We start from the raw sequence: 12,851 nt of genomic DNA, 5'->3' as shown, positions 1-12,851 counted from the left end.
AATGGCGTAATTTCCGAGTTACTGTTAGGAAACGAAGAAAATTCTTTGGAATGGGATGAAGAAATGGAAGAACTCTTAAAGCCGATTATTGAGTTCACTTCAACTTTTTCTCGAGAACAAAAAATTAAAGTTGCCACTATCGTAGTTAATGAACGTCCTAATGATATTCATCAACATGATTATGAAGATAACGAACAAGAAGATTATCGTACTTACGATGAAAATGTAGATGGCGACGTGAACGAATATTTTGAAAAAATAATTCGCAGACCTTCGACATATTCTTACCTAAAAAAAGCAAATAACGGCGTCCGTCCGTCCGGTCGCGGCAGCGGCGGCTTACGCGGTATGCGCCTGCCTGCCGACGGCAAAATCGTCAGCCTGATTACTTTCGCCCCCGAAGCCGCTCAAAGCGATTTGCAAGTGCTGACCGCCACTGCCAACGGCTACGGCAAACGTACCCCGATTGCCGATTACAGCCGCAAAAACAAAGGCGGGCAAGGCAATATTGCCATCAACACCGGCGAGCGCAACGGCGATTTGGTCGCCGCAACCTTGGTCGGCGAAACCGATGACCTGATGCTGATTACCAGCGGCGGCGTGCTTATCCGCACCAAAGTCGGACAAATCCGCGAAACCGGCCGCGCCGCAGCAGGCGTGAAACTGATTAACTTGGACGAGGGCGAAACCTTGGTATCGCTGGAACGTGTTGCCGAAGAAGAATCCGAATCCGACCCCTCCGACGCTTCTGTAATTTCCGGTGTAACCGAACCGGAAGCCGGGAACTGAAAATCATCTCCCGATGCCGTCTGAAGATCCAGACGGCATTTATTTTATCACTCATCCGTCATCCGGCTTCTCACAATATAGCGGATTAACAAAAATCAGGACAAGGCGACGAAGCCGCAGACAGTATAAATAGTACGGAACCGATTCACTTGGTGCTTCAGCACCTTAGAGAATCGTTCTCTTTGAGCTAAGGCGAGGCAATGCCGTACCGGTTTTTGTTAATCCACTATAAAATTTGAAAACAGCTTCCCGACTTTAACTTATCAAAAGCATATTGCATCCTTTTTAAAGATTATAGAAAACAATATATTAATAAAAAATGGACGGTCAAATCCGTTAAAAGCGGCTACGGCGTACACGACATTTATGCCAACTGGCAGCCTTTGGGCAAAGACAATATGAACGTCAACTTTGCCGTCAACAACATCGGCAACAAAAAATACCGTTCGCACAACCAACGCTTCCCCGACGGCGACGGGCGCGTACCGTTCTACGAACACGGCAGAGAGTTTGTCTTCTGTTTGAACTACCGCTTCTAAGCTGCCGTTTTAAAGAAATGCCGTCTGAAGGCCCTTTCAGACGGCATAGGTTGAAAATGCGGCACGCCCAAATAAAAAGGGCGGCAAATCGCCGCCCTTCCTTCAAACCTTCCGCCTGCCCCAACAGCAGACAGGCGAAAAAGCCCTTACCACTGATAACCGACAGATGCGGAAGCACCGAAATGGCCGCGCGAATTGCCGGAAGCCGTGCCTTTGATAATCCAATTTCCGCCGTCGGAAATACTGGAGTAGCCGATGGCATAACCGGCTTCGCCGCGATAAGTGCCGCCGCCGATCGCCATCATACTCTTGCCGGGCAAATAGGCCTGAACCAAACCTGCGGTTGCAATCGCTTGGGCGATGCCCGCACGCGCGTTGCCGTCCACATTGTCGATGCGGTTGTTCAAGTTTTGCGCCACGCCTTTAAGTTGTGCAACGTTTGTAACATCCCCCTCTTTAACGCCCGGGGCGACATTGGTAATGCGGACGGGTTTGTTGTCCTTCTTACTGCCGACATTCAATGCGTCCCCATCCACGCTCAAAGTGGGCGCATCCGCCCCCGCACCGAGCGAAACGCTGGAAAACTGCGGAGTCATCGAAGTGGCGATGCCGATATTCTTACCGTTGCGGGTAATCTCGATGTTGTTGCCGGCATCAATGTTGACGGTTTCATCCATCTTTACCTTGCTCGGCGAAACATTGCCGCTGATGACTTTGCCCGAAGAACCTGCAACCGCTTTGGAATCCAAATTCCAACCGCTGTTTTGCAGCTGATCGACGTTTACGGCATCGCCCGGCGCAGTACCGCGCGCCAAATTGGAAATGACCGTGCCGCCCGTACCCTTATCCAAACCCTTCTCTTTCAGATATTGCGCCTTCGCCTCGTCTTTCGCTGCTTTTACAGCGACCTCGGCGGCGGCATCAACAACATCTTTCGGCTGATTTTTCAGCAGGTTTTCGATTTTGAGTTTCGCCGCTTCGGCGGCTGCGGCCTGTTTGCCGGCAAGTTCGCCCATTTGTACCGGAGTCAGGCCCTTTTCGACCTGATTGGCAGATTTGTATTTGTCGCCCTTATTTTCAGGATCCATTGCCGCCACATTGCCCGTTGCAACCTTTTCCGCCTCTTCGTCGGAAAGCGCGGTCGAATTGCCCGGATTTTTCAACGTGCCGTCCTCATTGACCTGATCGGCGGGATACCATTTATCGCCGACTTTTTTCACTGCGTTGCCTTCTGCATCGCGGGAAACGTTTTCAATCTGACCGATGGGCAGTTCGACATCGAATTTCACATAAGTATTGGTAATTTTCCTGCCGTCCGTATTGATTTCATCCACAGTCGCCGCCTTGACCTTGGTGTTTTTGCCGTCGGCAAAGCGGAGGTTGTCGTCTGGATTGACTTTTTCAAGCTCATCGTCGGAGTAGGACAAGGCTTTGCCGCCGCCTGCAAATGCGGCTTCTGCCTTTTTCCCATCTGCCAAACCCACGTTCCATCCCGAATCGTTGATTGCATTGGCGACCGTGTTGCCGGTTACAAAGCCCGAGCCGCCATTGTCTGCCGATTTAATATCCGCAGCGGGAATTTCCGTCTTCGTCTTCGGTTTCCCGTTTTCATCGCGCTCATAGTATTTGCCGTCAATGATGACCGCGTGAACTTTCGAGCCGTCGTTTTTGGTTATCTCGACTTTGTTGGTCACCTTGCCTTCTTTGGCAGACACGGTAATCACGCGTGTGCCGTCGGCGGCGGTGCTTCCGCGCACCTCGATGCCGTTGCCTCCTTTGAAGTCCACTTCGTTGGCGTTCTTCACGACATCGGTGTAGCCGTTGCCGTCTTTGGTCGATACCACCCAGCCCATATTTTGCAAATCGCCTACGGTTGCGGCGGCGTTCTTGTTCACTGGTGCAGCTTTTGTACCTGCCAAATCGATCAGTTTTTCCGTTTTCGACTCTGCCGGCTTACCGTCCGCCTTTTTATCGCCGTTCGGTTTTGTGCTTACTTCGCTTGTATTCAACACCGATGCCACGCCGACAAGTTGGGCCGGTTTGCCGTCTGAAGAGATTTTCAGTGCCGTTGCCGGTTTGTTTGCCGCATCGTTATTGGATGCTTCTTTAGCTGCTTCCGTCGTCAGGCTGACCGGTTTTTTGCCGTCTTCATCTTTACCGATTTTCACGGTTGCAAACTCAACGTCGTCTTTGGTCGCATAAGTGACTTTGCCGCCCGCATCCTGTTTCACGGTCAGATTTTTACCTGCAACCATTTCAACGGTTTTACCCGGATTGATGACTTCCCCGTTGTTCTTCAGGGTATTATCAGCAGTCAGATTGTCGTCGGCGGCAGTGGCGGAAGTCTTCAGCGTAAAGCCCGACTCGTTAATGGCTTTTGCCACATTCTGCGCCGTCACGCCTTTATTTTGCTCCTTCGCCAAATCGGCTTCCGCCTTTGCCAATGCGGTTTTTTTCGTCTCATCCGTCGGGTTCGCGTCGGCATCAGCTTTTGCCTTCTCTACTGCATCTTCCAATGTTTTCAAATCGGGCACACTGATTTTGCCGTTTGACGCGGTCAAATCCGCCGTATCCACATCCACCTTCACCCGGCTTTCCGCACCGTCGGTTTCGATGCTGACCGTCGTTCCCTTGCCGTTTACAAAGTTCACGGTGTCATACGCCCTGACAAAATCAACCGCACTTCCGTTGCCCTTCAAGTTCCAGCCGCTGTTTAACACGTCGCCCACGGTGGCGGCGTTGTTCGCATTCACATTGCCGTCCGCCGTACCGATTGTCGGGGCGGATTGCGATTTGCTTGCCGGATTGCCGGCATCCGCCGTGTTGCGTGTTTCAGGGAGGTTTGATTTGACATTCGACAAAGTGGTCGGAGATGTCGTGCCGTTCGCGCCGTTGACCGAAACGATTACGTCGCCTGCCGGCACTTCGTCTCCCGTACCGTCGGCATTCAGATAAAACTTGGTTTCCGTCTTGCCGCCATTGGTTACGGTTTTCGGATAGACTTTTGTTCCGTCTTTCTTGGTATATTCCACGGGTTTGACCGAATTGTTCGTCGCAAGCTGGTGATCCACGCCCACCGTAATAGTGCGGACATTGCCATCCGTTTTACCGGAAACGATAACGCCCGACGCGCCCACGAATTTCACTTCTTCGGCATTTTTTACCTGCGCGTTGTAAGTCTCAGCGAGATTGTCTGTTTTCTTATCGGCAGAAAGCACCCAGCCCATACCGCGCAAGTCGCCCACGGTGGCGGCGGTATTGTCGCCTACCACCGGTTCGGTCTTGCCGGTTTCGGTTTTATTGAGGTTCAACAGCCCCTCGGTTTTCGGATCGGCAGCGTCGAATTTCTCCAAACCACTGCTTATGCCGCCAAGGGTAACCGGCTGCTCCTTCCCGCCTGCCGTTGCGGCAGGACGGCTGAAGCTCAAACCGTTTGCAGTCGGCGCAATATTGACAGTGTTGCCGCCTTGAACCAGTTTCAAGCCTTCAAACTCGGGCGTTTCCACAGTGGCAAAGGTAAATTTGCCGCCGTCGCGTTTGACGCGCAGGTTTTTGCCCGCCGTCAACGTCAACGTGTCGCCCGCCTTGACCGCCGTGCCTTTATCGTCTTCGGTCGGCGTATCCACGCTGTCGTCCGTGTTTTCCACTTTGGCAATCCACGCCGCGCTGTTGATTGCATCCGCAACGTTTTTCACTGTGGCAATCTCGGAAGCGGAGCGGGTTTCCGCCTCCGCCTGTGTTTCCGTCGTGCCGTCTTCCTTGGTTTTGGGGATAACGGTTACCTTGCCGCGATTGGCGGTTTGGTCTTCGCCGCCATTTGCTGCGGCAATCGCACCTATATTGACTTTTACGCCGTCTTTGCCGACGGTAAGCGTTTTATCGGCGGCTTTAACCTTAATGCCGTTCGTCGTGGTCTCGATGCCGTCTGAAGTCTTGACCTTCACGCCGTCTGCACCGACTTCCAAAGATTTGTCGGCGGCTTTGACATCGTATTTCACGCTGACTGTATCGGGATTGCCGTCCTTGCCTTGCTTAACTTCCACATTGGCAACCGTGCCGTTGCCGTTTTCGTAATTGACGGCATCGCCCGGGTTGATTAATTGGGTTTTGTTTGCGTCGGTTGCCGCCTTGCCGTCGATTTTGGTCGCATTGGTTTTCCATCCTGACTGATTGATGGCGTTTGCCACATCGCCGGTTTTTGCCACTTTGTCCCCTGCTTTAGGGTCGGTGTCTGCCTGCCCTTTTGTGCCGACGACAACCTTGCCGTCCGTCGTCGTGATGCTGCCGGCTTCGTTTATGGCGGTAATGGTAACGACTGCGCCTTTGCCGCCTTCTTTGGCAACAACGGTAACATCCGTCGTCGCCTTATTGCCGCTGACAAAGTCCACGGTATCGTAAGTGCGGACGAAATCGACGTTTTCGACCTTGCCGCCCGCCTGTTTCGCGCCCCGGATGTTCCAGCCGGCATTTAACACGTCTTGAACGCTGGCGGCGCGGTGATAGGCGGCGGTATCAATGTTGCCGGTAATGTTCGTGGTTGGGCTGCCCGCCAAGGTGTCGGTCAGGGTCGGCTTGATACCGTTCAGATAGACCGGTGCTTTGTTGTTTGTCGAGCCGTCGGCGGCGATTTCCGTGCCGGTGAGGGTCAGACCGTTCGCACCGCTTGCAATATTGACTTTCGCCCCGTCTTTGCCGATGCTCAGCGTGTTTTCCACATTGGCGGTGTCAACCGTAATGTCCTTCGCCAAGGCAAAGGTAATGTCCTTCTCGGTGCGGTTGACTTTCAGGTTTTTGCCCGCTTTCAGGTTCAACGTGTCGCCCGCCTTGACTGCCGTGCCTTCATCGTTTTCAGTCGGCGTATCCACACTGTCGTCCGTGTTTTCCACTTTTGCAATCCACGCCGCGCTGTTGATTGCATCCGCAACGTTTTTCACTGTGGCAATTTCGGAAGTGGCGCGGGTTTCCGCCTCCGCCTGTGTTTCCGTCGTGCCGTCTTCCTTGGTTTTTGGGGTAACGGTTACCTTGCCGCGATTGGCGGTTTGGTCTTCGCCGCCATTTGCTGCGGCAATCGCGCCTGTATTGACTTTTACGCCGTCTTTGCCGACCGTAAGCGTTTTATCGGCGGCTTTCACGGTAATACCGTCCGTCGTAGTCTCGATGCCGTCTGAAGTCTTGACCTTCACGCCGTTTGCGCCGACTTCCAAAGATTTGTCGGCGGCTTTGACGCTGTATTTCACGGTCGAGGTCTGCTTGTCGGCAGACACGCTGACAGACACGTCCGTACCGTCGCCTTGTGCGAAGTTTACGGTGTCGTAGGTTTTGACAAAGTCTTTTGCCGCACCTTTTTCTTGCAAGTTCCAGCCTGCATTCAATACATCGCCTACGGTTGCCGCATTGGTTTCGGTAAGTGCGGTCGGTTTTGTTGCTGAAGTTGTCGGCGCGTCCGTACCGCTTTTCGCGCCGTTAAGGTTGCCCGCCACGTGGGTAATCGCATTGCCGCCGTTGTTTAAGCTGTTTTCGGTCAAGCTGACGGTAGGCGAAGTTTTGCCATTCGGCGTAATAAATATGCCGTCTGAACTGATTTTCATCGTCGGTTTGCCGTCGGCTTTAAACTCTGCGCTGGTCAGGCTGATTAATTCCGGATTCAGGCTGTAAGTTACTTTACCGTCCGCTTCCTGTTTTACGGTTAAGTTTTTACCTGCAACCATTTCAACGGTTTTGCCCGGTTTGATGACTTCGCTGCCTGCCGATGTGTCATCTTTCTTGCCGTCGGTAGTGGCAGAAGTCTTCAGCGTAAAGCCGGAATTGTTAATCATATCCGCAACATTTTTGGCCGTAGCAACGCCTTTCTCATCCAAAGCCTTATTTAATGCCGTTTCGGCATCTTTGACTTTATTCTCAGCCTCTTTCTTCTGTTCATCTGTCGCATCTTTAGGCAATGCGACCAACTCGTCTTTCGCAGTTTTTAATGCGTCTTGAAGTTTGGAATCAGTTGACGGCGCAATCACAGAACCGTCGGTACTTGAAACCAGCTTGGCTGTTTTTACATCAGGCACTTCCACATCAACGGTAATAGTGCGTACGCCGTTCTCGGTTTTACCCGATACTTTAGCGGCGTTTTTGCCGACGAATTTCACTTCGTCCGCATTTCTCACCACATCACTGTATGACTTATCGTCTGCGCCGGTTACTTTATTTGACGAAACTTTCCAGCCCATATTTGCCAAATCGCGTACAGTGGCGGCAGAGTTTAGTATGTTATTGTCTAATTCTGTTTGACCGTGAGCTGTTCCTAAATTAACTAATTTCGGTTGGTTTGCCGGCGCGGTGCCGTCCGGTGCGCTTGTAACCGTTGTTGTATTCAACACCGAACCTACGCCTGTAATCTGCGTCGGTTTCGCATCTGTACCTGTACCGCTGCTGATATTCAACGCAGTCGTCGGCGCGTTTCCTGCCTCATGATTATTTGCAGTTGTTGCCACTCCAGTTGTTAAGTTAACCGGTTTTTTACCGTTCGCAGCCGTGTCCTCTGCACCCACTTTCACAGAATCAAACGATACGTCTTTATCCGTTGCAAAGGTGAAGTTTTTACCTTCGCGTTTGACACGCAGGTTTTTGCCCGCCGTAAAGGTTACTTCATCGCCTGCGGCAATGCCTTCGGCTGTTGTTTTGTCATTGGTTTTATCCGTATCTGCAATCTCTGCATCTGTGTTGGTCGCTTTAGCCATCCATTTCGCAGAATTGACCGCTTGTGCCACAGTGTCAACCGTAGCCAGCTTGCCTTTTTCCGCATCTGCAACACGCACCTGGCCGGCTTTTTCGGTTTTATTGGCAGCTGTAACCGTTTCTATCGTTCCTGTAACCGCCTTCACTGTGCCGTCTGTGCCGACAGTGATTGTTTTATTGTCGGTATTGACCTTAATGCCGTCTGAAGACACGGTAATCGATTTGTCGGCAGATTTGACGGTAATGTTGCCGCTAGTGTCCTTATCCAGACCGTTACCCAACTTCACATCGTATTTCACGTTGACGTTGCCGTTTTCTTTGCCGTCTGCACCTTTATCTTTTTCAACAGTTACGGTTGTGCCACTACCATCCAAGAAATTCACTTGCTCGCTTGGATTGATGGTGTCAACTTCAGTTTTGCTATTTCCTGCAACTTTCCAACCGCTTGCTTTTAATTGGCTTACGTTTACAGCATCGTTGCCATCGCTACCGTTAGCTACGTTGGTGATTTTGGTCGGGCTTGTGCCATCCGCTTTAGTAACTTTTAAGTTATCACCATTGCTGGTGATTTTCGGACCTTTGCCGCCACCGATTTGAACGGTTGTAAACACAGGGCTATCTACTGTTTTAAAGGTAAATTTATTCGCTGTGCTGTGGTCGATTTCAATGTTTTTGCCCGCATCAAAAGTAACTTTGGTGCCGGCTTTCACATTGTCATCCGTACCATTTTTGCCATTGCCTGAAGCAGCTGCAATCCAATAGGCATCATTAATTGCTGTAGCAACGCTTTGTGCGGTTGCTACCTTATTGTTTTCCTTGTTGTATGCCTGTTGTGCAGTCGCCAGCTTAGCTTCAGCCTCTTTCAAGTTTTTTTGCGTCGTCTCGGTGCTGCCTGCATTATCTGCATCTTTTGCATTATTCACAGCAGCTTGAGCATCTTCAACCGCTTTGTTCAGCTCTTTCAAATCCGGTGCAACCACCTTGCCGGCATTTGTCGTCAGATCGGCTTTATCAACATCAAACTTGATTTCGCTACGTTTTTTCCCTGCATCCGTTGTCACCGTTACAGTCGTACCATTCCCATCCACAAATGAGACTTTATCACCCGGCTGAACGAGATCTTTATCGGCTGTACCTTGTTGTAATGTCCAACCGCTTGCGTTGATAGAATCCGCCACGTTTTGTACGGTGGCAATTTGGTTTGCTCCGGCGGCAACGAAGGCTTTCTTCGCAGTATCAAAGGCCTCTTTTTTCTTGTTTAAATCGCTATTTGCCACATCATAAGCATCTTTTGCCGTATTGCGTACTGTCTCAGCATTAGTTTTTTCTTGTTCTAACGCTAACACCCGGTTTTGACGCTCTGTCAATGTTGCCTGTTGGTGAGCCAATTTTTGCGTGCGTTGATCCACAACAAACTGAGAGCCCCCTACCTTCTCTTTGGCTTGATTCAGTTCACTTTGTTTTTGAGTGTCATTTGGGTTTCTTTGTACCTCATTCTCTGCTCTTGTAAGTGCGGCTTTGTCTGTTGCTAATGTGTCTTGTGCTGTCTTTAACTCTTTCTGTGTTGTTACAATATCGGCTTGTATTGCTTCAACTGCTTCTTTTCCTTTGGTTAAGGCAGTCTCCGCTGCTAAATACGCTAATTCTGTGCGTTGATACGCATCATTTTTCTCACGCCATACTCCTTGGCTAGTAAGCAATGCACCTTCAGCATTATTCATCGCGGTTGTAACCGTTGCATTCTTTGCTTTAGTGGTGTTGTTTGGCGTATTCATCGTACCATCAGAATTTGCCGTCACTTCCCCCGTGGTGACTTTCAAACCCACAGAGTTAACCGATAAGGTGCTGTTCACTTCTTTTACATCAAATGTAACATTTGCACCTGCCGGTTGTTTTTTAATCTTCGCAGCAGCCACTTTTTGTGCACCAGCTTTCAACTTACCATCGGTGGTAAAATCGCTTGCTTTATAGAAATCACTCCCAATTTTGACCAGCTTATTGTTATCTATGTCTTCTGCTTGATTAATTTCAGCAATATTAACCGCTGTGCCCAAGCCATCTAGGAAGTTCACACGGTCATTGCTACCAATGTTAGACACGCGGAATTTATTATTGCCGCCCACTTGCCAACCATTAGTAATGGTTTGAGAAAGTGAACGGGTGATCGCATTTAGCTGCGAACCATTGACCGCATCGGTGGAATCTTCCGCCACACGACCTGCCGCCACGTTTTTCAACTGGCGTTCTGCACCCGGTGTACCAAAGGAAACCACATCCCCTTCAGACGTGTTAATACCACCCGCCCATCTGAAGGTGTATTTTGCCTTCGCCGAACCGGTTTCAACCACGTTGCCATCTTCATCGTAAGAAATATCCGTTTGACGTGTACCTTTGCTCACCTCATCAGCCACTGCACCCGTACCAATCGCCACCGAATTTTGCATGCTGGCGTGCGCACCCGTACCCAATGCCATTGAACCAAGTGCATCTGCTCGTGCACCCGTACCAATCGCTACGCCCATCGCTCCTTTAGAAAGAGAGTGGATCCCCATCGAGATAGAGGCATGACCATTTTTGTTGTCTGGGATGCTGTAATCTAAGGGGAGGGTATTCAGGTAATAGCCAGTGATTTCGCGGTACGCATCGGAAAGCTTTTTCCCCATCACCGTTTCGGTTTGCACTAATTTGACAGTACGAGTAACAGTTTTACCATTGATTACTTCCGTAATTTTGCCATCGTATAGTTCAGGTGTGCCATCCTTGTTCATTTTTTCTCTGCTATAGCTTACAACTTGATCCGCAGCCGTGCTAATATCCGACCCGCCAATCATAATAGATGAGTGCCCTTGTGCAATGGTGCCTAAACCCATGGCAATCGCACCCTGTTCACCTTTAGCCTTCGCCCCTTGACCGATGGCAATGTCGGACACTTTTTCCGATACTGCACCTTTACCGACAGCAACAGAAGAGACTGCCGCCTTAGAGCTATAACCGACAGCTACGGCAGATTCTTCGGCACGAGCAGCCGTACCGGCAGCCACCGCATAATTACCTTGCGCTTCCGAACCCATACCGATGGCTACCGCAGCCTCCGCATTCGCTAATACGGACGCCCCAGAACCGATGGCTGTGGCACCAAAAGCACCTTTTCTAACGATTGAGTTCGTACCAATCGCCACACCTAATGGTGTGGTTGAATGGGCCTGCATACCGATTACGGTCGAACCATCTTGACCATAGCTAGAACGATAGGAATTATCTAAGGCTGCACCAACTAGTTCTTTATATTTTTCAGTAATCGTAAGTTCCGAAAGTACTGTATCCTTTGGATTTTTCTTGCCTGTACCAGGTGTTGTCTCAGCATCATAATCATTAACAGTGGTAGCCGCTCCGCTTGTAGGGTTCGCCGCTTTAAAATATTTCTTTTTGTCATAGGCTTGAATATCATTACCACCGATAACGATAGAGCCCTGACCTGCTACGGATTGCGCGCCAATGGCTACGGATTGGTCCCCAATAGCACGGGCATTACGACCTAAGGCTGTGGCTTCATTAATATCTACGCCTTGAAATGAAAAGAATCCATCAGTCTTGGCCTTTCCTGTATTTGTGAAATAATCTAGTGTCTTGGTAGTGCCACCAAAGGCTTTCACCAATACCGTAGCATTATTATCGGCATCGGTAGCATTGTCCGTCGGTAATCCATCTGTATTCACCTTGCGGTATCCAGCACCGGCACCAGCCCCTACTGCAACAGCAGAGTTTAAAGAAATATTATTTTTATTTACCCCAGTATAAGCACCAGTACCAATAGCTACACCGCCTGAATCATTACCATTGAGATTTTTCACAGCCTGGTTACTTCCCGACACAGCACCAACACCAATGGCAATACTATAACCTTTACCTACATTTCGAGTATTAGCTTCTGAACCCAAAACAATATCATAATCTTTACTTGCTTTACTTTGTCGACCAAACGCTATTGATGTCATTCCAATAGAATCACTGCCATAGCCTATGGCATAACTATCGTGACCTGTAGCTTTCGATCCCATTCCCAATGCCAACGATGTAGCACCATTTGCTTGTGCGTTTGCACCAATAGCTACAGCATTATTAAATTGTTGAGCACTAGCACCCTTACCGATAGCTACAGCAAAATCTTTATTTGCTTGCGCTTGATAACCTAAGGCTATATTGCTTTTTCCACTGGCTTTTGAGTCTCCACCTATTGCTAATGCTCCATCGTTTCCTGTTGCTTGTGCACTATGACCAATAGCAAGTGAATCATTATTTCCAGCTGCCTTAGAATCTTTACCAATAGCAATAGAGTCGCTACCTGTTGCAGTAGCCATCCCTTTTGTTGAATTAATCTGAATCAACCCACTTGCAGCAGTCTCAGCAGCCGCATAAGCCGAATGGCCGCTTAATAATGCCAATGCGATGGCCGAAGATTTAATAAGGTTCGCCGAAGAGCCGGACACACTTTTTTTGGCGCTCGATGAGCTTTGTTTTTTGTGTGCTTTGGTTAATTCGGATACTGCCACCCAAGATTGGGTTGCCTGGCTGTAAATGACACGGAAAATTTTGTTCATTGATTCCCTCTGTTTTCAATACGCCGCCCGCGCTTTTGACGTTTCCGGCCGCCGGACGGCAAACGACCATACACAATTATTGACAGTCCCATTGTATTGTAATAACCCAGTTAGGAGAATCGCTCTAATTGTCAACATTCCCTTATGCTTAAAGGGATTACACTTTCTTACGCAAATGCGGGGGGGGGGGGGGGGGGGG

4 pseudogenes are annotated in these 12,851 nt (G+C 49.8%); 2 read left to right on the top strand and 2 right to left on the bottom strand.

The window, feature by feature from the left end:
- Positions 1-303 precede the first annotated feature (303 nt).
- Together Q9J32_RS10130 and Q9J32_RS09085 are read left to right on the top strand one after the other, a co-directional pair.
- Positions 304-789: pseudogene (locus Q9J32_RS10130) on the top strand (DNA gyrase C-terminal beta-propeller domain-containing protein); the annotation flags it as partial.
- A 323-nt stretch (positions 790-1,112) separates the two neighbouring features.
- Positions 1,113-1,328: pseudogene (locus Q9J32_RS09085) on the top strand (TonB-dependent receptor); the annotation flags it as partial.
- 146 nt (positions 1,329-1,474) lie between these two features.
- Here Q9J32_RS09085 and Q9J32_RS09080 read toward each other — a convergent pair.
- Together Q9J32_RS09080 and Q9J32_RS09075 are read right to left on the bottom strand one after the other, a co-directional pair.
- A pseudogene (locus tag Q9J32_RS09080) lies at positions 1,475-2,173 on the bottom strand (YadA family autotransporter adhesin); the annotation flags it as partial.
- Between the two features lie 669 nt (positions 2,174-2,842).
- Positions 2,843-12,652 (bottom strand): annotated as a pseudogene (locus Q9J32_RS09075) (ESPR-type extended signal peptide-containing protein); the annotation flags it as partial.
- Between the last annotated feature and the right edge of the window lie 199 nt (positions 12,653-12,851).

This window comes from Neisseria uirgultaei (assembly GCF_962719845.1).
In the GTDB taxonomy this organism is placed as follows: Bacteria; Pseudomonadota; Gammaproteobacteria; order Burkholderiales; family Neisseriaceae; genus Neisseria; species Neisseria bergeri.
This window is presented reverse-complemented; position numbering and strand designations above follow the sequence as displayed.